The 24,414-nt window shown below is 63.6% G+C and carries 22 protein-coding genes; 14 read left to right on the top strand and 8 right to left on the bottom strand.

Features of this window, described 5'->3' with window-relative positions; all coding sequences use genetic code 11:
- Window positions 1–2 precede the first annotated feature (2 nt).
- On the bottom strand, window positions 3–965 hold the full coding sequence (gene cbiB / locus ACR65T_RS08555; RefSeq protein WP_434496086.1) for an adenosylcobinamide-phosphate synthase CbiB: 963 nt from the start codon (window positions 963–965) through the stop codon (window positions 3–5).
- A complete protein-coding gene (locus tag ACR65T_RS08550; RefSeq protein ID WP_434496085.1) occupies window positions 962–1,519 on the bottom strand; it encodes a YbhB/YbcL family Raf kinase inhibitor-like protein in 558 nt (185 codons plus the stop codon). The genes cbiB and ACR65T_RS08550 overlap by 4 nt, the downstream gene beginning before the upstream one ends.
- 92 nt (window positions 1,520–1,611) lie before the next feature.
- On the opposite strand from ACR65T_RS08550, the gene ACR65T_RS08545 reads away from it, so the two are divergent.
- From ACR65T_RS08545 to ACR65T_RS08530, 4 genes are all read left to right on the top strand, one after another.
- Window positions 1,612–2,721: a cobalt-precorrin-5B (C(1))-methyltransferase gene (locus tag ACR65T_RS08545; protein ID WP_434496083.1), complete on the top strand. Its 1,110-nt coding sequence runs from the start codon at window positions 1,612–1,614 to the stop codon at window positions 2,719–2,721.
- A complete protein-coding gene (gene cobU, locus ACR65T_RS08540; protein ID WP_434496082.1) occupies window positions 2,718–3,248 on the top strand; it encodes a bifunctional adenosylcobinamide kinase/adenosylcobinamide-phosphate guanylyltransferase in 531 nt (176 codons plus the stop codon). Before ACR65T_RS08545 ends, cobU begins: the two co-directional genes overlap by 4 nt.
- A 76-nt stretch (window positions 3,249–3,324) precedes the next feature.
- Entirely contained in the window at window positions 3,325–4,386 is a 1,062-nt protein-coding gene (locus tag ACR65T_RS08535) for an extracellular catalytic domain type 2 short-chain-length polyhydroxyalkanoate depolymerase (RefSeq protein WP_434496081.1), read from the top strand.
- Between the two features lie 497 nt (window positions 4,387–4,883).
- Window positions 4,884–5,474 carry an outer membrane protein gene (locus tag ACR65T_RS08530; RefSeq protein ID WP_434496080.1) on the top strand — a complete coding sequence of 197 codons (591 nt, stop codon included), beginning with the start codon at window positions 4,884–4,886 and terminating at the stop codon, window positions 5,472–5,474.
- Window positions 5,475–6,279: 805 nt separating this feature from the next.
- Here ACR65T_RS08530 and ACR65T_RS08525 read toward each other — a convergent pair.
- A complete protein-coding gene (locus tag ACR65T_RS08525; protein ID WP_434496186.1) occupies window positions 6,280–7,578 on the bottom strand; it encodes an O-acetylhomoserine aminocarboxypropyltransferase/cysteine synthase family protein in 1,299 nt (432 codons plus the stop codon).
- A 263-nt stretch (window positions 7,579–7,841) separates the two neighbouring features.
- On the opposite strand from ACR65T_RS08525, the gene ACR65T_RS08520 reads away from it, so the two are divergent.
- Both ACR65T_RS08520 and ACR65T_RS08515 read left to right on the top strand, forming a co-directional pair.
- A complete protein-coding gene (locus ACR65T_RS08520) occupies window positions 7,842–8,198 on the top strand; it encodes a hypothetical protein (protein ID WP_434496079.1) in 357 nt (118 codons plus the stop codon).
- 267 nt (window positions 8,199–8,465) lie between these two features.
- Window positions 8,466–8,681, top strand: a complete 216-nt coding sequence (locus tag ACR65T_RS08515) for a hypothetical protein (RefSeq protein WP_434496078.1) — start codon at window positions 8,466–8,468, stop codon at window positions 8,679–8,681.
- Window positions 8,682–8,745: 64 nt separating this feature from the next.
- Here the strand turns inward: ACR65T_RS08515 and ACR65T_RS08510 are convergent, their stop codons facing one another.
- Complete coding sequence (locus ACR65T_RS08510; RefSeq protein ID WP_434496077.1) at window positions 8,746–10,908, bottom strand: S9 family peptidase; 2,163 nt, start codon at window positions 10,906–10,908, stop codon at window positions 8,746–8,748.
- A 168-nt stretch (window positions 10,909–11,076) separates the two neighbouring features.
- Between ACR65T_RS08510 and ACR65T_RS08505 the strand changes: the two genes are divergently transcribed.
- Together ACR65T_RS08505 and ACR65T_RS08500 are read left to right on the top strand one after the other, a co-directional pair.
- Complete coding sequence (locus tag ACR65T_RS08505) at window positions 11,077–11,247, top strand: hypothetical protein (protein WP_434496076.1); 171 nt, start codon at window positions 11,077–11,079, stop codon at window positions 11,245–11,247.
- Between the two features lie 275 nt (window positions 11,248–11,522).
- The gene (locus tag ACR65T_RS08500; protein ID WP_434496075.1) at window positions 11,523–11,852 is read left to right on the top strand and encodes a PsiF family protein; all 330 of its coding nucleotides are present in this window, start codon (window positions 11,523–11,525) and stop codon (window positions 11,850–11,852) included.
- 147 nt (window positions 11,853–11,999) lie between these two features.
- On the opposite strand, the gene ACR65T_RS08495 is transcribed toward ACR65T_RS08500, so the two are convergent.
- Window positions 12,000–13,010, bottom strand: coding sequence for a polyprenyl synthetase family protein (locus ACR65T_RS08495; protein WP_434496074.1), 1,011 nt, complete (start codon window positions 13,008–13,010; stop codon window positions 12,000–12,002).
- 307 nt (window positions 13,011–13,317) lie between these two features.
- Here ACR65T_RS08495 and ACR65T_RS08490 point away from each other — a divergent pair, with 307 nt between their 5' ends.
- A complete protein-coding gene (locus ACR65T_RS08490) occupies window positions 13,318–14,001 on the top strand; it encodes a tRNA1(Val) (adenine(37)-N6)-methyltransferase (protein ID WP_434496073.1) in 684 nt (227 codons plus the stop codon).
- A 166-nt stretch (window positions 14,002–14,167) separates the two neighbouring features.
- Here ACR65T_RS08490 and ACR65T_RS08485 read toward each other — a convergent pair whose 3' ends face one another.
- The gene (locus ACR65T_RS08485; RefSeq protein ID WP_434496072.1) at window positions 14,168–15,718 is read right to left on the bottom strand and encodes a radical SAM protein; all 1,551 of its coding nucleotides are present in this window, start codon (window positions 15,716–15,718) and stop codon (window positions 14,168–14,170) included.
- Window positions 15,719–15,871: 153 nt separating this feature from the next.
- Entirely contained in the window at window positions 15,872–16,945 is a 1,074-nt protein-coding gene (locus ACR65T_RS08480) for a DUF2778 domain-containing protein (protein WP_434496071.1), read from the bottom strand.
- Window positions 16,946–17,630: 685 nt separating this feature from the next.
- Between ACR65T_RS08480 and ACR65T_RS08475 the strand changes: the two genes are divergently transcribed.
- The 5 genes from ACR65T_RS08475 (at window position 17,631) to ACR65T_RS08455 (ending at window position 23,554) form a co-directional block, all read left to right on the top strand.
- The gene (locus ACR65T_RS08475) at window positions 17,631–19,934 is read left to right on the top strand and encodes a heavy metal translocating P-type ATPase (RefSeq protein WP_434496070.1); all 2,304 of its coding nucleotides are present in this window, start codon (window positions 17,631–17,633) and stop codon (window positions 19,932–19,934) included.
- Window positions 19,935–20,011: 77 nt separating this feature from the next.
- Window positions 20,012–20,929, top strand: coding sequence for an efflux RND transporter periplasmic adaptor subunit (locus tag ACR65T_RS08470; protein ID WP_434496068.1), 918 nt, complete (start codon window positions 20,012–20,014; stop codon window positions 20,927–20,929).
- Window positions 20,930–21,227: 298 nt separating this feature from the next.
- Window positions 21,228–21,788: a cytochrome b gene (locus tag ACR65T_RS08465; protein ID WP_434496067.1), complete on the top strand. Its 561-nt coding sequence runs from the start codon at window positions 21,228–21,230 to the stop codon at window positions 21,786–21,788.
- Window positions 21,789–21,930: 142 nt separating this feature from the next.
- Window positions 21,931–22,863 carry a glycine--tRNA ligase subunit alpha gene (locus ACR65T_RS08460; RefSeq protein ID WP_434496066.1) on the top strand — a complete coding sequence of 311 codons (933 nt, stop codon included), beginning with the start codon at window positions 21,931–21,933 and terminating at the stop codon, window positions 22,861–22,863.
- 277 nt (window positions 22,864–23,140) lie between these two features.
- A complete protein-coding gene (locus ACR65T_RS08455; RefSeq protein WP_434496065.1) occupies window positions 23,141–23,554 on the top strand; it encodes a hypothetical protein in 414 nt (137 codons plus the stop codon).
- 108 nt (window positions 23,555–23,662) lie between these two features.
- Here the strand turns inward: ACR65T_RS08455 and ACR65T_RS08450 are convergent, their stop codons facing one another.
- Entirely contained in the window at window positions 23,663–24,262 is a 600-nt protein-coding gene (locus ACR65T_RS08450; protein ID WP_434496064.1) for a gamma-glutamylcyclotransferase, read from the bottom strand.
- Between the last annotated feature and the right edge of the window lie 152 nt (window positions 24,263–24,414).

Here is a 24,414-nt window from a genome sequence, read left to right as displayed (position 1 = left end):
TGTCATATTCTCGCAGCCAAGGCCCCGACTGCAAGCGAAAACCAGAGCATGGCGGTTGAAATCTGATAGAGCGACAAAGCGCGGCGGATATCCGCCGCATTGGCCTCGCGCCTGCCGTCGCCTAGACTCGCGCCGTCCACCGCCTCAGCCCCGCCGTAGGAGCGTGGCCCGCCGAGCTTGAGGCCAAGAGCCCCCGCGGCCGCGGCTTCGGGCCAGCCGGCGTTGGGGGAGACGTGACGCGGCGCATCGCGCCAGGCCGCCGTCAGCGCTTTGGCCGGGGAGGCGCCGTTCACCGCCAAGGCGCCGATCGCCAGCAGGCCCGCAGCCGCGCGCGCGGGGAGGACATTCATCACATCGTCGCAGCGGGCCGCGGCCCAGCCGAAGGCGCGGTAGCGCGGCGACTTGTGGCCGATCATGCTGTCGGCGGTGTTGACGATCTTATAGGCCAGCGCGCCGGGCAGGCCGAAGACCGCGAGCCAGAGCGCCGGCGCGACGACGCCGTCGGAGAAATTCTCGGCGAGGCTCTCGATGGCGGCGCGGGCGACGCCGGAGGCGTCGAGCGCCGACACGTCGCGGCCGACGATTTTCGCGACGGCCGCGCGGCCGTCATCGACCGAGATCGCCAGAGCCTCGGCGACCGCGGCGACATGCGCATGAAGACTGCGCTGCGCCAGAAGGCTGGATGCAACCACAGCGAGCGCCATCCAGCCGAGCGGAAGCGCGAGCGCCGCGCGTTCGATCAGCGCGCCGCTCCCAACCGCGACGACAAGAAGCGCGGCGAGAGCGAGAGCGCCTTTCGACCGTCGAAGCGCGAAGGAATCGCCCTCACGGTTCAGTCCTCGGTCGAGCGCGACGATCAACGCCCCCATCCATGTCACCGGATGGCCGATCCTGCGAAAAAGCGCATCCGGATAGCCGGCGCCCGCCTCGATGGCGAGCGCCAGAAGCGCAACGCCGAAATTCACCGTCCAAAAAGCGCGGTGATCGAGGCCTTGGCCAGCGCATTCTGATTAATGGTGAAGCCGGCGATGGCGGTGCGGCCATGAGCGGCGTCGCCGAGCTTCTCGGTCTTGAGCGCATAAACGGTGAAAACGTAACGGTGCGGTTTGCCGGGCGGCGGGCAGGGGCCGCCATAGGCCTTGTCGCCGAAGTCCGTCTCCAACTGATGCGCGCCGGGCGGCAAATTTTTACCCGACGCATCGCCGGCGCCGCGCTTCAAGCCGCGAACGTCGGCCGAAATATCGACGACGAGCCAGTGCCAGAAGCCGGCGCCGCCCGTCGGCGCATCGGGATCGTGCACGGCGACGGCGAAGCTCTTGGTGCCAGGAGGCGGGTCGCTCCAATTGAGCTCCGGCGAGACGTTCTCACCGGTGCAGCTCATGGAATCATAGACATGCTTCATATCGATCGTCTTGCCTTCGGCGATGTCGGGGCTTGTGAGTTCGAAAGCGTGGGCGCCGCTTGAATCGGCGGCGGCCAGCGCGATAAGGCCGAGAAAGGATGAAACGCTGCGCAACATGTAAGCGTGCTCCTCAAATCTGGAATTCGCCGCATCTTTAGCGGATTGGCGCGCTGGTGTCGCGCGCCCGCGCTTCGCGGTAAAGAGGGCGCATGAGCGATGCGGGAAGTGGGCGTCCTTTGCGCCGCGGCTGGACGACGGGCGCCTGCGCGACCGCCGCGACGCGCGCCGCCTTTGAGGCGCTGATGACGGACGCACCGCCTCCCGATCCGGTCGAGATCGCGTTGCCGTCGGGAAAGCGCGTCGCCTTCGCGCTGGCGACCTTCGAACGGGAAGAGGATTTCGCCCGCGCCGGCGTGGTCAAGGACGCCGGCGACGATCCGGACGTCACCCACGGCGCCCTGATATGCGTGCAAGTGCGCCGCGGCGCTCCCGGCGCCGGCGTGCGGTTTTTCGCAGGCGAGGGCGTCGGCACAGTGACGCGTCCGGGGCTTCCGCTGCCGCCCGGCGAGCCGGCGATCAATCCCACGCCGCGTAAGATGATGGTTGAGGCGATCATCGAGGCGAGCGCGAAGATCGGCGTCGGCGCGGACGCCGACATCGAAATTTCGATTCCCGGCGGCCAGGAATTGGCCAAGCACACGCTCAACGGCCGACTGGGGATCGTTGGCGGACTCTCCATTCTCGGCACGACCGGAATCGTGACGCCCTTTTCCTGCGCCGCCTGGATCGACAGCATCCATCGCGGCGTCGATGTGGCGCGCGCGAGCGGCCTGGCGCATGTCGCCGGCACGACAGGCTCGACCTCCGAGGCGGCGGTGAAGCGGCTTTATGATTTGCCGGAGACGGCGCTCATCGAAATGGGCGATTTCGTCGGCGGGCTGTTGAAATATCTTCGCACCCATCCTGTCGCGCGCGTCACGATCGGCGGCGGCTTCGCCAAAATGACCAAGCTCGCGCAAGGACGGCTCGATCTTCATTCGGGGCGCTCGAGCATCGATCTTGCGCGGCTCGCGCACACCGCGCACGAGGTCGGCGCGGGCGAAGAGATTGCGGCGCTCATCGCCAACGCCAATAGCGCGCTCGAAGCCTTGCAGGTCGCGCGGAGCGCCGGGGTCGATCTCGCAGCGCCGATCGCGCGCGATGCGTGGAAAACCGCCGCGCGGGCGCTCGATACGGCGGACTGCGAATTGGAGATCATCATATTCGATCGCGAAGGGGCTCTGCTCGCCCGCACGCCGCTCCAAAGAGCCCAGACATGAGCGAAAATCCGTATCTCACCCTTGTGCTCGGCGGCGCGCGCTCCGGCAAAAGCGCTTATGCGGAAAGTCTCATCGTCACGCATCCGTCGCCCTGGACCTATATTGCGACGGCGGACATTCTCGATGAGGAAATGCGCGCGCGCGTCGACGCGCATCGCGCAAGACGCGGCGAGGAATGGCGCACGGTCGAAGCGGCGCAAGCGCTCGTCGAAGCGATTTGCGAGGCGCCAGTCGATGGACCGCTGCTGATCGACTGTCTCACGCTTTGGCTGAGCAATCGGCTGCTTGGCGGCGCCGATCTTTCGCGCGATCGCGCCGCGCTTGTTCATGCGTTGTCGTCCCGTTCAGCGCCGACCGTCGCCGTCTCGTCCGAGGTTGGATTGTCCATCGTGCCAGAAAACGCGCTGGCGCGTTCTTTTCGGGATGCGGCCGGCGAATTGCATCAGGCCGTTTCGCGGAGTGCGGGAAGGGTCGCGCTCGTCGTCGCGGGCAATCCGCTGATCGTGAAGGGTCAGCCGAGCGTCTGATTTTTGGCGTTCTGCGCAGATTGAGTCTTGGGGCGCGTAATGAATCTTGGGGCGCGTAATTTGAAGGAGAAAGTTCATGTGCAACAGTTTGCTCAAATCAAAAATCCTTGTCGCTGTCGCCTTCGCGGCCCTATTTGCGATCGAAGCTGCGTCGGGCGCCGAGCGCCTGCCGGCTTACGGCGCAAATCTGTCCGAGACTTCGGTGTCAGGGCTTTCATCGGGCGCCGCGATGGCCTTGCAGTTCCATGTGGCGCATTCCGGCGTTGTGAAAGGCGCGGGGATCATCGCCGGCGTGCCTTACGACTGCGCGGAGCAGAGTTCTAATCGCGCGACCGGCAATTGCATGAAGCCGGACGCCGCGCATCCTGTCCCGGATCCGGCGCATCTGAAGGACATCACCGACTCGCTCGCGCGCTCCGGCGCCATAGACGACGTCGCCAATTTGAACGATGCGCGCGTCTGGCTGTTTTCCGGCAGCAAGGACGGTGTGGTGCTTCCCGTGGTGATGGATGCGGCGCGCGACTATTATTCGTTTTATGTGCCGCCGGATCGCATCGTCTATCGAAACGACATCGGCGCGGGCCACGCCATGGTGACCGAGGACTATGGCGACAAGGACTGCGCCGCGACCAAGGCTCCGTTCATCGTCGATTGCGATTTTGACGCCGCGAAAGCATTGCTCGAACAGATTTACGGTCCGCTCAATCCGCCGAGCGCGCAGCCTTCGGGAAAATATATCGAGTTCGATCAGAAGGAATTTCTGCCCGACGGCAATCCCTACAATCACAGTCTAAGCGATGTCGGCTACGCCTATGTGCCGCATGCCTGCGCCTTGGAGACGTGCCGCATACATGTCGCCCTGCATGGCTGCAAACAGCAGGCCGCCCAAATCGGCGACGCATTTTATAAGCACGCCGGCTACAATCGTTGGGCGGATACGAACCATATTATCGTTGTGTATCCGCAAACCATCAGCCGCTGGGGCTGGGGCTGGCCGTTCTACACCTTGAATTTCGTGTGGAACCCTAACGCCTGCTGGGACTGGTGGGGCTATGACAACGCCGAGCACCATACCAAGAAAGGTCCGCAGATCGCCGCCATTCGCGCCATCGTGGACCGGCTCGCGACGAAGCCTTGAGTTTAGCGCCTCATGTCGTGCTTGTGCATCATCATTGCTCATGGCGGGAGATGGCGATTGTTGTGACAATTTGGGTGTGGCTTTTGGCGTCGCTCGCTATCGGAACAATAGCCAAATTGCGAATTAGGGCGCGTCATTTGCGCGTCTCCACCCTCGACTCGCGCGATAGGACGAAGACCGGCCGCCGTTTCCCACTCAGTCTGCTGCGCCTTGCTCCGCTTGGCTAAGGACGCGAATAGTTGGCATGTGGCCATCGTTCGGGTCGCGTGACGTTGATGGGGGACGGGCAAGCTCGTCGCGCCAAAAGGCAGACGTCGCGAGGGGCCGAGAGCGCCTATATTCTCGAGTTCGCACGAGCGACTGCCCGAAACAAATTGAAATCAATTGGCCCCAGTCCGGCCGAGGAAGTAGCCCCCTATGCTAGGCGCGGCTCGGAACTGTCGGACGTCACTGCGTTCGCTCGACCCGGACAGCGTGGATAAAAAAGGGGTAAGGATATGAAAAGATCGCTTGGCGCGCTCGTTGTCTTTAGCGCGATTTCCATGGGCGCACAGGCGGCGGACTTGTCTTCCCGTAAATCTTCGCCGCCGTACTTGATTGCGCCACCTCCGCTTTGGACCGGCTTCTATGTTGGCGCAAACCTCGGAGGAGGAGTGCCGAATAGGGGAGCCGGCGGCGTCATCGGCGGCGGCCAGCTGGGTTATAATCACCAATTTTCGCCGCTGTTTGTCGCCGGCCTTGAAACCGATATCCAGGGATCAAGCATGGGTGGCGTGCATTGGTTTGGAACGGTTCGGGGACGCTTGGGCACAACTGTAGTTAATCCGACATTGCTCGTTTATGGGACCGGCGGATTCGCCTATGGTGGAAGCGGCGGCGCGCGGGCAGGCTGGACCGCCGGCGGCGGCGTTGAATGGGCTTTCGCTCCGAAATGGTCCGCGAAGGTTGAATACCTCTATGTCCGCCTTTCCCAGAACGCAGATTTTGGGCCACGTCGACATGGCGACCAGGGTTTCCATGTCGTGCGAGCGGGACTCAACTATCGCTTCGATCCATATGCAATTCTAAGCCCGCCGAAGGCCTTCTAGAGCAGGTTCCGAAAAAGTTGACAGACTTTTTCGATGAGAACCTGCTCCAACGTTTTGATTTTGAGCGCTTCCTAATCGATCACATGATTCCATGTGATCGGGAAGCGCTCTAGGCGTTCCCAAGGGTCGCAGATATTCCACGGATACGCTGAGCCGCCTGGCGATGTTCATCACCATAGCGCGTTCTTTCCTATCAAGCGTGAAGACATCATGTGTAACAAAGATGTGTCGTCTCGACGGCGCAAACGGCTGACCGCGACGGCGGGAGCGCTGGCATTTGCTATTTGTTGTAGCGAATTGGCCGCGCTCGCCGGCGCCGTCTCAGTTGCGTCGGCGACTTTCGCACAAGCGGAGCCTGGCTGGGGACCGCCGCCTCCGGGGCCCGGCTGGGAACCGCCGCCTCCGCCCCCAGACTCGTGGGGACCACGCCGCAGACGATGGCGTCGATTGCCGCCACCGCCACCACCTCCTCCTCCGCCTCCCCTGCCTTTTTTTTGACGAATGGCAGGTTCGATCGTCAGGACGGACACAAGCGCCGAATGCGAGGCGAAAGCGTCGATAATCTTCACTAAAGCGCGGATTGCCGTCGCGTTCGAGGTGAACCGTGCCGTTGTCCGAAACGATCATGCTCGGGCGACCGCGCCTCGTGATCAACGCCAAACGATGGACGATTCGCTCACATGGCTTCTTGAACTTCTGAGGCGTCGTCGCCTGTAAACCAAGAAATGTCGTCGCCATCGCCATCGCCCTCATCCGACCCCGCGTCGCGGGGCCACTCTCCCGCTTCACGGGAGAAGGGAGCGCCTTACGCTCCCGCCGCGTTCAGCCCCGTTTCGAGATCGGCGATGATGTCGTCGATATGTTCAATGCCGATCGAAAGCCGCACATAGCCGGGCGTCACGCCGCTCGCGAGCTGCGCTTCCTCGGCGAGCTGCGAATGCGTCGTCGTCGCCGGATGAATGGCGAGGCTGCGCGCGTCGCCGATATTGGCGACGTGATAGAACATCTCCAGCGCGTCGATAAATCTGCGGCCGGCGTCGAGGCCGCCCTTCAGCTCGAAGCCGAGCAGCGCGCCATAGCCGCCCTTCAGATAGGCGTCGGCGCGCCGTCGCATCTCGCCTGTCTGCTGCGACGGATGAATGACCCGCGTCACTTCGCTGCGCTTACTCAAGAAGTCGACGACCTTCTGCGCGTTCTGCACATGACGTTCCATGCGCAGCGTCACCGTCTCGACGCCCTGCAGCGTGAGAAAAGCGTTGAACGGCGAGGGCGCCGGACCGAGATCGCGCAACAGCGTCGCGCGCGCCTTGATGATGTAGGCGACCGGTCCGATCGGCTTGACCGCCTCAACCCAGACGGCGCCATGATAGCTCGGATCTGGCGTATTCAGCGCCGGCTGACGCTGCGGAAATTTCTCCCAGCCGAAATTGCCGGAGTCGATGATGGCGCCGCCGATCGACGTGCCGTGGCCGCCAAGATATTTCGTCGTCGAATAAACGACGATCGCCGCGCCATGATCGATCGGCCGGCAAAGAATCGGCGCCGCGGTGTTGTCCATGATCAGCGGAACGCCGAGTTCCCGGCCGATCGCCGCGACCTCGGCGATCGGAAACACCGTGAGTTTCGGATTGGGCAGAGTCTCGGCGTAATAGGCGCGCGTGCGATCGTCGGTGGCGCGGCGGAAATTCTCGGGATCGGCCGGATCGACGAAGCGCACTTCGAGGCCCTGGTCCTTCAGCGTATTGGCGAAGAGGTTCCAGGTTCCGCCGTAAAGATCGGTGGACGAGACGACATTGTCGCCGACGCGCGCGAGATTTTGAATCGACAGCGCCGACGCCGCCTGTCCCGACGCCAGCGCCAGGGCCGCCACGCCGCCCTCCAGCGCCGCGAGCCGCGCCTCCAATACGCCGGTCGTCGGGTTGCCGATGCGCGTATAGATGTGGCCGAGCTCTTTCAGCGCGAAAAGATTGGCGGCGTGCTCGGTGTCGTGAAACTGATAGGAGGTCGTCTGATAGATCGGAACGGCGACGGCGCCGTTGGTCTCATCAGCGCGCCAGCCGGCGTGGAGCGCAATCGTTTCGGCGTGCTTGCTGTCGACGGCCATCATCTTCCTCCTAGAGCAGGTTCCGAAAAAGTTGACAGACGTTTTCGAAGAGAACCTGCCCCACCATTTTGATTTTGAGCGCTTCCTTATCGATCACATGAGTCCATGTGATCGGAAAGCGCTCTGGCGTAAGCGCAAGCTGAATACGGCAAAGCGTGTGCGAGCGCTACATGGCGCGCTTCACGCCATTGCTAGTTTTGCTCCCTCCTCCATTTACCCGCGGGGCGAATATTGCGCGTTTGCGCCCCGCCAGGGAGTTCGACATGAAGACAAGAATCGCCGTCATCGGAAGCCTTGCCCTCGCCTTTCTGGCGCCTGCGGCGTTGGCCGAGGAGGAGCCGCAGGGGCAATCGTCGCAACAACAGTCGGATCAGCAGTCGCAGCCGCAGCAACAGGAGCAGGGCGTGACGTCGGGGCCGGCCGCCGGCACGCCTGTTGAGCCTTCGGGATCGGTGCAGAAGGACAATCCCAAAGCGGAGGACGTCAACCCAAGCGGCGTTTCCGGCCCAAGTGGAACCACCGCCGGCGCGCCGGCGGTGGAGGGCAAGAAAGGAACACAGAGCGGCCAGGAATGGGCCCCGCCCGAAGAGATCAGGCGGAAGAAGGGGCCAACCTCATAGCGTCAGTTCGAGCTGCGATCGGCGGCAAGAAAAACACGGGTCGGGAATCGCCATGCGTGAATCGATCGGCGGCGTCGCGATGCATGGGCGACTGAACTCATCGTCGTCAGAGTCGCCGATCGCCTTTCCACATGAGTGCGAATCAAACATGCGAATCCAAGCTTGGCGTTATTCCTTGAGTCGAGGGACTCGCCGACTATAATCCGCCTCGGCCATAAATGAGCGCAACCCCGCGACTCGGGCCCAATCCAAAGGGGGATTCGCCATATGAAAAAACTACTGCTGTTGACGGCCGCAATCGCTGCAGGCGCAATGTTCGGCGCGCCGGTCCGCGCCGAAGATCAAAGCGAAGCGCCCGCTGCGGTGAGCGCAGCGCCAGCCGAAACGGCGGCGCCCAGCGCGCCCGCCGAAACGAGCCCGCCGGCCGCCGAGAGCAAGCCGGTCATACCCCCCGATTCGGAGTGGGTGCATCCCAGCAAGTGACTTTCGTCGCTAAGTGACTTTCTTCGCTGCATTTCCCGACTCTCGGGAAATGCAGCGGCTCGCCTCAGCATTCCGCCAGGACATCTCTGTCGTCTTTGAATGCGCGCGCGGCGCAGGCGAGCGCGAAGGCATATTCCAGCGCCGTGTCTTCAAGCGCTTCGAAACGGCCAGAGGCGCCGGCGTGGCCCGCGCCCATATGGGTGAACAGCAACACAGGTCCGCCGCCGCTCATCGTCGCGCGAAGCTTCGCGACCCATTTGAGCGGCTCCCAATAGGTGACCCGAGGATCGGTCACGCCGGCGACGGCGAGAATCGGCGGATAGTGTTGCGCGCGCACATTGTCGTAAGGCGAATAGGACGCTAGGCGATCATAGGCTTCGGCGCTGGCGATCGGGTTGCCCCATTCCAGCCATTCGGGCGGCGTCAGCGGAAGATCGTCGCGCAGCATCGTATTCAGCGTGTCGACGAAAGGCACGCTGGCGATGATGCCGGCGAACAGCTCCGGCGCCTCGTTGGCGACTGCGCCCATCAGCAGACCGCCCGCCGATCCTCCCTGCGCAACGACGCCGCCTTCGCGCGTGTAGCCGGCCGAAACCAGATGCCGCGCGCAATCGATGAAGTCCAAGAAGCTGTTTTGCTTCTTCTCGAGCTTGCCGTCTTCATACCAGCGCCAGCCCTTGTCGGTTCCGCCGCGAATATGGGCGCGGGCATAGACAAAGCCGCGATCGACGAGCGATAGAGCGTCTTCGTTAAAGCTTGCCGAGAGCGCGTAGCCATAGGCGCCATAGCCGTAGAGCAGCAGCGGCGCGCCGTCTCCGCCGGGCGTGAAGTCGGCGCGATGCAGGAGCGTGATCGGCACGATTTCGCCGTCGCGCGCCGTCGCGAACAGGCGTCTCGTCACATAGTTCTTTGGATCGTGTCCAGAGGGAATTTCCTGGCGCTTGCGCAGGACGCGCGTGCGCGCAGCCATGTCGTAGTCATAAGTCTCGTCTGGCGTCGTCATCGACGAATAGACGAAGCGCAGAATGTCGGTGTCGAATTCAAGTCCCGGATCAATCGACAGCGCATAGGCTTCCTCCTCGAAGTGAATCGCATGTTCCTCGCCGCTGGAGAGCGCGCGGATGACGAGCTTCGGCAAGGAGCTTTCCCGAAGCAGCCAGACAAGATGGCGCGCATACACGGTGAAGGAGTCGATCAGGACGCCGTGGCGATGGTGCACGACGTCCTTCCAGTTTTCGCGGCCCGGCTCGGCGAGCGGCGCGACGGAAATGCGAAAATCATCCGCGCCGTCGGCGTTGTTGCGGATGTAGAGAAGGTCGCCATGCGGCTCGACGTCGTAGCGTAGTCGCGGTTCGCGCGGCGCGACAATGCGCGGCGTCGGATCGTCTTCGCGAAGGTCGATCAGCCAGCATTCCGTCGCGTCATGGCCGTGGATGGACGCAATGGCGAAACGCCTGCAGCGGCTTTCATGCAGGCTGACGAACCAGGCGCTGTCGGTTTCCTCGATGATCAGCGCGTCGTCGGCGGGATCGGCGCCCACTTCGTGTCGAAAGACCTGCGCGGTGCGATGGTTTTCGTCGATCAGAACATAGTAGTAGGCTTTCGAATTGGCCTGCCAGACGATGGCGCCGTCGCTGTCGCTCACGACGTCGGCGCGGTCGAGGCCATCGCTCAACGTCCTGGTGCGGATGTCGTAAAGCTCCGAACCCGCGTCATCGACGCTCCAGGCAAGCTGCGCGTGATCGGGCGCATGCGCCGCGTCGCCGATGTCGAAGAAGTCGTGGCCCTTGGCGAGCGCATCGCCGTCGAGGAGCACGGTTTCGGCGCCGCCTTCTCGCGGCGTCCGGCAGTAGAGCGGATGTTCCGCGCCTTCATGGAAGCGTTCGTAATAGGCGTAAGGCCCGTCCGGCTCGGGAACCTCGCTGTCATCCTCCTTGATGCGGCCGCGCATTTCGGCCACCAGCGCCCTTCGCAAATTCTTGAGCGGCGCCATGACGCGATCGCAGTAGGCGTTTTCCGCCTTGATCAGCTCGGCGATGTCGACGGGAAGAGCGTCGGGGTCACGCAGCACCTCGCGCCAGTTTTTGGCGGCAAGCCAGTCGTACGGATCATCGAGCACGCGGCCATGGATGACTCTGCGCGTATGGCGCTGCGCGGCGACGGGCGGCGGCGCGCCTGCAAGTTCGAATCGCCAATCCGATAGTTTCGCCGCCGTGTCGCGGGCCATGGCATCCTCCGCCGATTGTCGTCAGAGGCTTTTATCACCGCATGGCGCGCTGCGCAGCGATCTCTCTGGCAGCGATCTCTCGGCGGACGGGATCGAAGCAATTTGTAAATCAATCGCGCCTTAGCCTTGCCGCCAATGACCTGTCCGCTTTTGGATAAGGAGCGATTCATGCGTTACTCACATGCTGCGCTCAGTCCGGTTTCCGTCGGCGAGCGAAAGCCTTCCCGACCCGATGTCCTTCCCGTGCGCCGTGCGTCCACGCTGCGCCGGCTCGCATGGAGGATTGTCTATTCGAGCTTCATCGCCGGCGTCGCGATCTACGTGTGGTGGCGGCGATAGCAGGTTCCGAAAAAGTTGACAGACTTTTTCGATGAGAACCTGCTCCAATATTTTGATTTTGAGCGATTCCTTATCGATCACATGTTCCATGTGATCGATAAGCGCTCGAGGCGGCATTTTCACGCTGCTGCGCTGCATCAAAGACAAACTGTCATAAATCGCCTAAGCTTGAGGTGTGGCCGACGGGTAAGCGCGTTCGCGCGTGATGGAGTCGCGCCGCAACTGGATCAACATGCGGCGTTGCGGCGCGCCTCGAAGCAAAGAAGAAACTTAAAATGTTCACCAATATGAAAAGCATTGCCGCTGGCGTCATTTGCGCCAGCCTCTCCTTAGGCGCCGCCGCGCTCGCCGAGCCGAAGGCGTCTGCGCCAACTGACGCGCCGACCGCCTGGGCGCCGCCCGCCGAGATCGCGCCAAAGAGCGCCGCGCCTGCAGACGCGCCCGCGCCAAGCGCCGAAGCGCCTGCCGCCGCTGCGCAGCCTGCGAGCGCCGCTCCGGCCAGGACGCATGCGGAGAGGGAAAAAGACTGCCGCGCGCAAGCCGACGCCAAAGGGCTTCACGGCAAAGACCGCAAACACTTCAAGACCGACTGTCTGAAGGGATAATAGGCCCGCCGGCCGCCTCGCGCGGCCGGCGACGCGAGAGCGCTTCCCGATCACATGGACTCATGTGCTCGATAAGGAATCGCTCCAAATAAAAGCGTTGGAGCAGGTTCTCACCGAAAAAGTCTGTCAACTTTTTCGGAGCCCGCTTCAGTAGACGCGGTCGATGCAGAAGTCGACGACTTCGAGCAGCGCGCTCTTCCAGGGCGATGCGGGAAAAATCTCCATCGCGTCGCGTGCGATGGCGCCGTAATGCGTCGCGCGCTCGATCGTGTCGTCGAGCGCCTTGTGCTTCTTCATCAGCCCGCAGGCGGTCTCGACGTCGCCGTCCTTGATCTCGGCCTTTTCCAGCGTGCGCCGCCAGAACTCGCGCTCTTTCTCATTGCCGCGACGAAAGGCGAGCACCACGGGCAGCGTAATCTTGCCCTCGCGGAAGTCGTCGCCAATGTTCTTGCCGAGCTTGGCCGAGGAGCCGCCGTAATCGAGCGCGTCGTCGATGAGCTGGAAAGCGATGCCGAGATTCATGCCGTAGCTGCGCGCGGCGGCTTCATCGGCCTTTGGCTTGCCGCCGAGCATCACCCCGACTTCGGCCGCGGCGGCGAAAAGCTCGGCCGTCTTGCGGCGGATGACGCCCATATAGGCGTCCTCGGTCGTGGTCGTGTCCTTCGCGGCGTTGAGCTGCATGATCTCGCCTTCGGCGATCACCGCCGCCGCTTGCGAAACGACGGTGAGCGGCGCGATGACGCCTGGCTCGACCATCATCTTGAAGGCGTGGCCGAGCAGGAAGTCGCCGACGAGCACGCAGGTCTGATTGCCCCACAGCATGCGGGCGGCGATCTTGCCGCGGCGCATGTCGCTTTCGTCGACGACGTCGTCGTGGAGCAGCGTCGCCGTATGCATGAATTCAATGCCGGCGGCGAATTTCAGATGCCCGTCGCCCCTGTAGCCGCACATGCCGGCGGTGGCGAGAACGAGCATCGGCCGCAGACGCTTGCCGCCGGCGGAGATGAGATGATTGGCGACCTCGGGAATCGTCGTGACGTCGGAGCCCATGCGCTGAATGATCAGCTGATTGGTGCGCTCCAGGTCGGGCCTGATGAGTTCGAGGAGGCTGTCGAGGCCGGCGTCCTTTTTCTCATCGAGCGGAATGACGATACCCACGGACCCCCCTTAAGCCTTACGTTTTCTGGTCGCGAACTTACGGCTTTGGGATGGAGGCGGCAAGTCGGCGAGGATGTTCGCGTTCCGTCCTTGTCCCGAACGCGGGCCGCGCGCAACGTCCGCAACATGTTACATGTCATGCCCGACCGAAGAGCCTTCGTGCGAGGTCGAGGCGGGGAGTCGCTTCGCCGCCTCCAGCGAGGCTCGCCGGCGCATTTCTGCGCTTTCGCTCGGAGCCTCGGCGCGCGCGACCTCCCCACTCGGGCGAGGCGTGCGCGCGGTCCGCCGTGGTAAGCCTCCCGGCGCAATGACGAAGCGCGCAACAGAGTTTGACGGTTTTCTCGACGGGCGCCTGCGCCTGCGTCAAAGCGCCGCCGGCCACCGCTCCGGCACGGAGGCCGAGCTGCTCGCCGCCGCGACGCCGGAATATCAGCAGGGGCTCATTCTCGACGTCGGCGCCGGGTCGGGCGCGGTCGGGCTGATGGCGGCGCTGCGCGCCCCTGGCGCGAGCGTTGGACTTGTGGAGATCGACCGCGAGTCTTGTGCGCTCGCGCGTGAAAACGTTGTCGAGAATGCGCTTAACGCAAGGGCGACAGTTTACGAAGCCGACGTGCTCGCCGCGAAATCGCGCCGCGCCGCTGGACTGATCGACGAAAAGGCGGCGCTCGTGCTCACCAATCCGCCCTTTCACGCCGCCGGCAAGGTGCGCGTCACGCCCGACGCGGCGAAGGCGCGCGCCCATGTCGCCAGCGCGCCGCTCGTCGATTGGACGCGCGCCTGCCTCGCGCTGCTCGCGCCCGGCGGAGCCTTCGTGATGATCCATCGCGCCGACGCGCTCGCCGAATGTCTCGCGGCTGTCGAGGGAAGGCTAGGGGGCGTCTCGATCCAGCCGATCCACACCCGCGCCGGCGCGCCGGCGACGCGCATTCTTCTCGCCGGCGTCAAGGGCTCGAAAGCGCCGCTGTCGATATTGAAAGCGATCATTGTGTAGTGGTTTTGATGCCGCGTCACCTCACCCTCATTCCTGAGGAGCCGCTTCGATCTGAAGATCGAAGCGGCGTCTCGAAGGACGAGGGTGAGAATGGCGAGCACGCTTCCTCGTCCTTCGAGACGCGAGCTTCGCTCGCTCCTCAGGATGAGGAAGCCGGGCCCCCGTCCTACGCCGCGCGCTGCGACGCCGCGGGCGGGCTCGAGAGCTGCGGCTCCCAGTAATCGCCCTTGTCGAACATGTGCCGCGCCTGCGCATATTGGAACATGATGCGCGCGACGATGGTGATGGTCTCCGGCTTGCGCACGGCGGCGCCCCAGACCCTGTTCCACATGCGGCCTTCCGATTCGCCCATTTTGCGCACGTCCATGCCGACCTGCATCGCCTGCTGTTCGACCTCGCGCAGGGCTTTGGGGTCGAAGGGCTGCGGGGCAGGCGACTTGCGGTGGCGGCCAAACGTGCTGATCAGGCGCAGCATGCGTTCGCCGAAGGCGGCCGGAGCGTAGATCGCGTTGCAGAGATTCTGCATGCCGTGATGCAGCTCCTCCATGCTCATCGTCTGGCACTGGATGTTGGAGCTCCACGGCACCGCCTGGGTCTCGACGCCGCCGGTGATGAGGCGGCCTTCGCGCGCGATGCGGTCGAAGAGCGGCGTCGCTTCCGACGCCATCAGCGCGCCGAGGCTGAAGATCGGGATCGGCGTCGCCATGGCGAAATCATACTGCTGGGCGAAGACGCTCGGCCCGTCGTGATCGAAGCCGACGATCATGCCGCCCATCACCGACATGCCGTGATCGACGAGCTTCTGGATTTCGTCGACGAGGCTGATCTTGAGATTCTGCCGCTTGCCGGTCTCGCGCAAGCTTTCGACATTGGGCGTCTCGATGCCGACGAAGACCTGCGTGAGGCCCGCCGCGACGCACATGTCGAGCAGCTCCTCGTCGCGAGTCGCGTCGATGGAGATCTGCGTGACGAACTCCATCGGACGATCGCGGCGCCAATGCGCGATCGCCGCGAGCAGCTCCTTGCAGTGCGCGCGGTAGGCGGTGAAATTGTCGTCGGCGAGGAAGGCCGTGCGATAGCCCGCCGCCCAGAGCGCATCGAGTTCGGCGAGGACGTTGGCGATCGGCTTGTGGCGCTGCTTGCGACCCAGATATTGGATGACGTCGCAGAATTCGCATTCGAACGGACAGCCGCGCGAAGTCTGCACCGCGCCGAGAATCGCGCGGTCGTTGCGATAAAGGTCCCAGCGCGGCGGCGGCGAAGCGGCGAGCGACGGCTTGTCGCCGACATAGCTGTCCTTCGGCTTGCCGGCGCGAAGATCGGAGAAGATCTCGCTGGCGATCGCCTCGATCTCGCCGCTCACCAGCACGTCGCAGTGATCGCGCAGCCGCGCCGGCGACAGGCTCGCATAGGGGCCGCCGATGATGACGCGCTTGCCGCGGCGGCGGAATTCGTCGGCGATGGCGATCATCCGGCCGCGCTGGCTGACCTTGCCGGTGATCGCGATCCAGTCGGCGGGATGGTCGAAATTCACCGGTTCGACCTGCTCTTCGCAGAGTTCGAAGGCGAAGTCCCTGGGGGCGAGCGCGGCGACGGTCGCCGTGGCGAGGTCCGCCATCATCACGCCGCCCGCCACGCCCGACGCCGCCAGCGCCTCGCCGCCGAAATAAGTTGGAAAATCGCCGGCAGGATTGATGAGATAAATCGAAACGGACATGCACGACCCCTCATGCGCTCCGAACCGTACGCTAATGGAACTTCGCAATCCCGACAAGAACTTGCGGTCATTCCAAACTGAATGACCGAGCATAAACCACAAAAAAGCGGCCGCTACCGGCCGCTTTTCGTATTCACGCGTAAGTATAAATGCTTAGAGATGCGCGACGACGGCGAGCCGGCGAACCTCGCCGTTCTTATAAGCGCGCAGGAAGGCCTGATAATCGCGGAACGACACGCAGCCGTTCGAATCGCCGTTCGGGCCGAGCATGTAAGTATGCGCGAGAAGGCCGGCGCGGCCGAAGATCGCGCCTTCGCCGCCGACCGGGGTGAGACGCAGCGCCTGGACGCCATGGAACAGCGCTTCGCGCGGCGTCAGATCGTAGAGATGAGGCGGGGTCGCGCCGCGCATCCGCAGATGGACGAAGCGCGGATCGTCGAGATGTTCGCGCAGGCCGGAATGCGCCTCGAGCTTTGTGCCATTGGGCAGATAAACCGTATGCGACGAGATGTCATAGACGGCGGTGTAGCGGTCGTAGCGCGCCGCAGGTCCGACCGCCGCGCCGGCCGCGCCCGAAACGCCCCCTAGGATGCCGGATTTCAGGTCGGAAAGCGTGCCGCCGTCCGGCGCCGCATAGGCGAGCGCCTGACCGCGCGGCTGCTGCTGACGCGCCTCTTGCGCCGATTGCGCGGCGTCGCCGAGCCCGAAGAATCTCTCGAAGATCGAGCGGTCGTCCGGTCCCGAGCCCGGCACGACGGTGGTGCGCGCCATGCGGCGCAGCGAGCCTTCATAAAGGCCGCGGCTGGCGACGGTGAGTTCGACCGGGCGGCGCGGCGGCAGCGGCGCGTCCTCCGCCGAGGCGATCTGATCTCCATCGACGTCTTGGCGCTCGGGAACGACGGCAAGCGGCGTTTGCGCGGCGGGCTGGATGCTGGCGTCGAGGGCGCCGCGCATGGTCGTTTCGGCGAGCGTCAGCGTCTGCCGCCGGCCGCCGAGGCCGACGATGGCGCCGTAGGGATTTTGCGCGCCGGAGGCGCTTTGCCTGAGGGCCGCCGCGGCTGTCTCAGAGCTGGCGGTCGCCGGGCGCTGCGAGAGCGCCCACCATCCCGCCGACAGGCTCACTGCCAGCGCGACGCCGGCGATGACCAGATGAGACGAGCTCTTGCGAGAATAAATACGGCGATCCAAAGAAATGAAATCGATTGGCGCACCGATCCCTTGCATCATCCGCCCCTACCTCCGATTTACTCTTCCGTCGCAAGGCTTCTGAGCTTCGCTGACATTTGCGCGAAATCGCGACAAAGTTCGGCGAAAGCCAGAACTGCACGGAACGCCTTCACATATTCTCACCAGAACTAAGCGGCCTTGCTTTGGCTGCTTTAGGGCGAATTCTTGTCCGCGCTTACGGTAAAGATGAATAGTTAAGGCTTTGAAAACGCCGGCTTTCGCGAAATGTCCCGGCAGGGTGCGGCCAAGTTTGCCGCCGCTTTGGCGCCAAATGTGGCGCCCAGATTGGCGCTCTGTCGCAGGCGCGTTTTGGCGACGCGCGACGGCGAAAGCTGCGCTGCTTCAAGTCGTTCTGAAAAAGGGTTCTGAAAGGGGACGCGGTCCGAACTATTCGAAGCGCCCATCGGATGCAAGGTTGGCCGTAACGGGCGCGTCGAGCTGCATTGGCGCAGTCGCGGGGCACGACCTCCCAGCGCGGGGGCGACCGCTCGCTCATGCGGGCGGGGCAGCGACCGAGTGGCGCACCGAGCCCTGGAAGCCACTGCCTGCGACTGAGCGATTATGCGCTTGACGATCGAGCGCGGCTAAAATCGACATCCTGCGGGCGATATTGTTGTGTTCGTGATGGAAGCTGGGTTCGAAGGCGCGGGGGACGGGGGGAACAATTCAGATCAACGGTCTAACTATGCGGCGTGCGTTGATCGTCATCGCATTGGGCGGGCTCGTGGTTGGTCTTGTCGCCACGACCGCCGGGCGTTCCGGACTTGCTCGTTGGGCATGGATCACCTCAGCTACGCCCGTTATCGCGGCTCTCGCGTTTTCGATTATTCGTGACCTGCGCGCGGGGCGAATGGGCGTCGACTTGCTCGCGCTCTTTTCGATCACGGCGGCTCTTGCGCTTGACCAAACGCTGGCCGGGGCGATCGTCGCCGTAATGTATGCCGGCGGCCAGGCGCTCGAAGATTTCGCAGTCGGTCGCGCAGAACGAGATTTGAAGGCGCTCATCGATCGCGCGCCGCGTCTCGCACACCGCAAGCACGGAGACGCGCTCGAAGATGTGCCGATCGATCAGATCGATGTGGGGAACGTTGTCCTGGTGCGCGCCGGCGAGGTCGTTCCGATCGACGGTCACGTCGCCAGCTCCAGCGCTCTGCTCGATGAATCAATGCTAACAGGCGAGCCGATCCCCGTGATGCGGCAAGCGGGGCAGGCAGTTAGTAGCGGAACGATCAACGTAGGCGACGCATTCGAAATGCGCGCCGTCGCCACGGCCGGCGATAGCGCCTATTCTGGCATTGTCCGCATGGTCACCGCGGCGCAGACCGCCAAGGCCCCGTTTATCCGCATGGCGGATCGTTACGCGCTGCTGCTTCTGCCTGTCACGCTTTGTATCGCCGGAGCCGCCTGGTGGCTATCGGGCGACGCCGTCCGCGCGCTCGCGGTGCTCGTTGCGGCGACGCCATGCCCGCTGATCCTTGCTGCGCCGGCGGCTTTCATAGGAGGAACCTCGCAAGCGGCGCGCCGAGGCGTCCTTGTAAAGGGCGGGGGCCCGCTCGAGACGCTCGCGCGCATCCACACCGTTATGTTCGACAAGACCGGGACTTTGACGGTTGGCGGCGCCCGCCTCGTCGCCGTCGAGACTGCTCCCGGCGTAGCGCCCGACGAAGCGTTGCGGCTTGCGGCTTCGATCGAGCAAGCTTCGCATCATATTCTAGGAGCGACAATCGTCTCCACGGCTCGCGGCAAAGGGCTTTCGCTCCAGGCCCCTCAGGACGTTCGCGAGGTGCTGGGATCTGGATTGGAGGGCGTCATAGAGGGTCGCAAAGTCAGCGTCGGCTCACTCCAGTTCGCCCATGGCGAAGGGCGACTGGAGGAATGGGCGCGCCGGGCGGCGCGGCGCGCGTCCTGGCGTTCTGCGCTGACGGTATTCGTGGCCGTCGACGGGCGCGTGATCGCCGTTTTTCTGTTCGCCGACGAGTTGCGCGGTGAGACTCCGCGAGCGATTCAGGCGTTGCGGCGGGCGGGCGTATCCAGAATCGTCATGGTGACCGGCGATCGCGCCGAACCCGCCGAAACGATCGGGGCTGCCCTCGATCTCGATGCGGTGCTCGCCGAACGCGTTCCTTCCGACAAGGTTGACGCAGTCGTCATGGAACGACGACTCGCGCCGACCTTGATGGTCGGCGATGGCATCAACGACGCCCCCGCCCTGGCCGCGGCCGATGTCGGCTTGGCCATGGGTGCGCGCGGCGCGAGCGCCTCTTCGGAGGCGGCGGACGCGGTCATTCTCGTCGATCGTCTCGATCGCGTCGCTGACGCGGTTGCGATTGCCCGGCGCACGCGGGCCATCGCAATGCAGAGCATCGTCGCGGGGATGGCGCTCTCGGGCGTGACGATGATCGCAGCAGCTTTCGGCTATGTGACGCCGGTCGCGGGAGCGCTCATACAGGAGGCGATCGACGTAGCGGTGATTCTCAATGCGCTGCGCGCGCTTGCGCCGCCCCATGCTCTCGGTCGTCCGCCGATGTCGGAGGCGGCCGCGGCGATCCTTCGCGAGGAGCACGAAAAATTAGCGCCAAGTCTCGAACGCTTGCGTCAGATAACCGATGCGCTGGATGACGCACAAGGGGCCGAGGCGGTGGACGACATTCTAGAGGCCAATCGGATCATCGAAAGAGTGATCGCCCGGCACGAACGCGAGGACGAGGCGACGGTCTATCCGCGCGTGTCGAGCTACCTCAAGAACGGCCATGGGTTGGGCGCCATGAGTCGCGCGCATCGCGAAATCTTGCATCAGGCCAGACTTTTGGGCCGCCTATCGGATGGGCTAGGGCCGAGCGACGTTGAGCCCTATCTGGTCCGCGACGCCCAACGCATCATCGAGTCAATAGAGTCCCTCGTGCATATACACAACGCGCAAGAAGAGGACATCTACGAGGACGCCGCAGCGCAATTGGATATCGAGTCGCAGGCGCCTGACAACGGCTGAATACCCGCGAGAACCGTGGCGTAACGGCGTTCGAACGAGCGCTCGAACGCGCCTCCGATGGCGGACGACGTTGGCGAATGTCCGCAGGCGTGCTCGTCACCCTCGCCTTCGCCGCCGCCGGCGTTTATCTGAGCTGGGATTACTTTGCTCGCTTTCGCCAAGGCGCGCCGGAGCCCGAGAGCGCGTGGAGCGAGATCATGACCGCGTACATCACCAGCGACTCGACGGCCATCGGCGTCCTCACCTCTGGGGTCATAGACGTCGTGTTTTGCGATGTCGGGTCTATCGTGAAGGCTGGACAAGTTTGTGCGCAAATCGACGCGCGCCCATACCGGTTCATTGTTGAACGCGGCAATGTTGATCTCAGCTTGGCCAACGGACGGTTGGAGAAATCCAGGGCCCGCCTCGCTCGTGCGCGAGGCAAGTATGAGCGAAATCAGAGCCTCTTTAAGCGCAAAGCTATCGCGCTCAGCGCGCTAAAAGTCTCGCAAAAGGCCCTCGAGCAAATGCGAGCCGAGGTCGCCGACGCAGAAGCGGCTGCCGCTTTAGCCCAAGCGGCGCTCGCCGCGGCTCAGAGCAATCTTGAGCACACCTCCATCGTTTCGCCGATCGCGGGGACGGTCGTCGCCCGCAACGTGACGGTTGGCGAAGCGGTCGTGGCAGGTCGGACGGGGCCTTTGTTTCGCGTCGCCGCCGATCCGCGCATGGTGAAAATTGCTGTCGCGGTCGGTTCGCGACTGGCCGACGCGCTGCGTGTGGGCGACGCGGTGTCGGTCAGCCTCGAAACGGATCCAGACCATCCGTTTGCGGGAAGAGTCACACGGATTTCGGTTGGCTCGAAGTCGAGCGAAGGCGCTGCGACCTACGACGTTGTCATCGCCGATGGTGAAGCCGCCTTCCGGCTCAAGCCGGACACGACTACAAGGATCCGGATCATGCCTGGCGTCGCGCATCGAGCCGCAAAGGACGTGGTTTCTTCATCGCGGTCACAGTGACAGCGGCTGCCGCGCTTCTCAAGAATGGCCATCACCGATCGTCCGGTTGCGCTCGGGAGCATTTAATCGAAGCGACGTATATCGCAGTTGATCGTGGGTTCATTCCCCGGGGGACGGCTGCTCTTGGCGCTTTGCGGGAACATTCGACTGATACGTCTCGTGTGCCGTTGGCGGCATCTCCGATTCGCCGATTGCTGACACAATTTGCCGTATCGACTGTCGCCATTCGACTAAAATTTGCCGAGGTGAGGACCAACTCGTTCGATAGAGTTCTGCGGAACGATCGGGGAGGCCCTCAATGCAATGGCGTAATTCTCAGCATGGTTATGGCGCGGCCGTGCAACTAGTTCATTGGCTTTCGGTGCTCCTTGTGGCCCTCGCTTGGGTCCTTGGGACCGTGGGCGAAGATCTTCCTCGGGGGAGCACCCGGGAGCTCGGAGAATTTATCCATGTTTTTGCGGGTGAGTTGATCGCCATTCTGTTGATCATTCGTGTCGGCTGGCGTCTCATCGACCCGCCGCCGCCTCCGGAACCGACGCCCTTGGGAAGCCTAGGTAATATTGCCGCCAAGGTCGTCCATGTTGCGCTATACGCGTTGCTGGCTGCTGTGGTCGTCTTTGGCGTCGCGACGCAATTCGCGGATGGTCATGCGCTTTCCCTGCTTGGGATTGTCGATGTCGCGTCGCCATGGATCAAAGACAAAGGCTTTGCGCATAACATGAAGGAAATTCATGAGGCTCTAGCGAACGGACTTATCGTCCTCGCCATGATCCATGCCGGCTCGGCATTGATCCATCACTTCGTCTTTCGCGATCGCACTCTGAGCCGGATGGCGCCACGTTTCTCGAAGTCTCGCTAGCGAGAACGACAACTCAAATCGACCCTGCAGCGTCCGCCTCTGACGCATCGCGGATATTCACCCGCCCGCCGTCGGCGAAGCATGTCGTTGACCTGCGTTGGCCCCGCCAATAGCTTGCGCGCAACTCGCGCAGGATTTCCCCATGCCCCCCGTCTCACCGCACCTCTCCCCCATCCGCTCCTTCCAGGGGCTCATCCTCACCCTCCAAAACTTCTGGGCGGCGCAGGGCTGCGTCATTCTGCAGCCCTATGACATGGAGATGGGCGCGGGCACTTTTCATCCCGCCACCACGCTGCGCGCGCTCGGGCCAAAACCCTGGCGCGCGGCCTATGCGCAGCCCTGCCGGCGCCCCAAGGACGGACGCTATGGCGAGAACCCCAATCGCCTGCAGCACTACTATCAGTTCCAGGTGATCCTCAAACCTTCGCCCCCCGATCTGCAGGAGCTCTATCTCGCCTCGCTCGCCGCGATCGGCGTCGATCCGAAGCTCCATGACATCCGCTTCGTCGAGGACGATTGGGAAAGCCCGACGCTCGGCGCCTGGGGGCTCGGCTGGGAATGCTGGTGCGACGGCATGGAGGTCTCGCAGTTTACCTATTTCCAGCAGGTCGCGGGCTTCGAATGCGCGCCGGTCGCCGGCGAACTGACCTATGGGCTGGAGCGTCTCGCCTGTTATCTGCAGGGCGTCGACAGCATCATGGAATTGAATTTCAACGGCCGCGACGGCGACGAAAAAGTCACTTACGCCGACGTCTTCCTGCAGGCCGAACAGGAATATTCGCGCCACAATTTTGAGGCCGCCGACACGGGAAAACTTTTTGAAGATTTCAAGGACGCCGAATCCGAATGCGAGCGCTTGCTGCATTTTGGCGCGGGCTCGGGCGACGAGATGCATCTCATGGCGCTGCCGGCCTATGACCAATGCATCAAGGCGAGCCACGCCTTCAATCTTCTCGATGCGCGCGGCGTGATCTCGGTGACCGAGCGCCAGAGCTATATTCTGCGCGTGCGCGAACTCGCCAAGGCCTGCGGCGCGGCCTGGTTGCGCACGGCGGGCGGCGGCGCGAACGGATAGTCGCCGGCGCTATTGCGAAAGCCTCAATCGGCGCCCACCTCGATAAGAGGTAAAGCGTTCGTCATGCGCGTTGGCGCACATCTTTCACGATCATCGCCATGCATCACTAAGCGCGAGACGGGAAACCGTCTTGCGCCGTTGGCGAGTAGCGGCGCGTGCGCGCCTGTCCTGTCTTTTGCCAGGAACCCAAGAGATATGGACGGGCGCGCGCTTCTTGACGATGTGCCGGTTTTGTTCTAGTCATGTTCCGTGTTCATCCTCGTTAGCGGATCGTGCCATGTATCAGCCTCGTTATCCGTCTTTCAGCATTTCTCGCAGCGCCTCTCGCAGCGCCTTGGGGCAATCGCTTGAGGACGCCGCGCCGCGCGGCCAGGCGCTTCAATCGCTCGCCGAGACGGATTCGCTGCGTAGCCGGTTCTTTTCCTGGCGAGGCGCTTCCGGCCGCCGCTATGTGTGCTCGGTGTTTCAGTCGGGCGAGGACTCTTTCGTCGCCGACGTGACGAATGGCGTCGTCATCGGCGTCGCGCGGGAGGGCGTGACGACGCGGCCGGTCTGCGTCTTTCTCGCGCAGGAACGCGCCCGCCGCAGGCTGCGCGAGATCGCGCGGGAGCTCGGCGTCGCCGAATGGCATGTGCATTTTTGCGCCGACGCCGCGTCGTTGCGCGATCTTTCCGCGTCGCTGCTCAACTGATCAGGCGGACCTGTCTGTAGCGTAAGCGTTGCGTCGCGAGTTTCGTGCGCGCAAGCGTTGCGTCGTTGCGCAAAAGCGTTGTGCAAAAGCGTTGCGTATGGCGTCGCGTCAAAGCGGCGTCGGCTCATCGCCGGCGCCGCCGGTCGCGGGCCCGGCGGCTCTGCATGACTGACGATCGAGCCGACGGACGACCTCGGCGAGTTCGGCGTCATGGATGTCGAGCCGCAGCAGATGTTCGTAGGTGTTGCGCACATAGGCGGGATTGTCGCCATTGAGGCCGACGCCCTCGGCGATCAGGCGAATCATCTCGTCTTCCGGCAGCCGCCCGGCATATTGGATATGCGTGCGGTCGACGACATAGGCGAGGGCCTTGGCGCCGCCGCCGTCGACGAATCGCACGCCGAGCGTTTTCTCCAGATAGACCGAGGTGACGAGCTCGCGTTCGCGCAGATAGCGAATCGTTTCGGCGCGGTCGCGCCCCGCGACCTTGAAGGCCACGCCCTGGCAGGAGCCGCCGCGATCGAGCCCCAGCACCAGCCCCGGCCGCTCCGGCGTGCCGCGGTGGACATGCGAGAAGATGCACAGCGCGCGGTGATAGCCGTGCACCCAGGCGAGCGCGCTGTCGATGAAGTCGAAGCCCGGCCGCCACATCAGCGACCCGTAGCCGAACACCCAGAAATCTTCGTCCCGCGGACTGGCTGAACCCATTCTTCGCCCTGGAGCCTCACGATTTCGGATTTCGGTCAAAGATTCGCAGTGCTCGACTGAAGGTTTCCTCATCCTGAGGAGCCTGCACCCAAGTCGGGCTTGCCCGACTTGGGCTTCAAATGCCGATCTCGGCTAAACCCGAGATCGGCGCA

The sequence above is a fragment of the Methylocystis sp. genome (genome assembly GCF_051061285.1).
GTDB lineage: Bacteria > Pseudomonadota > Alphaproteobacteria > Rhizobiales > Beijerinckiaceae > Methylocystis.
The sequence above is the reverse complement of the archived record's forward strand: the minus strand, read 5'-3'. Positions and strand labels throughout refer to the sequence as shown.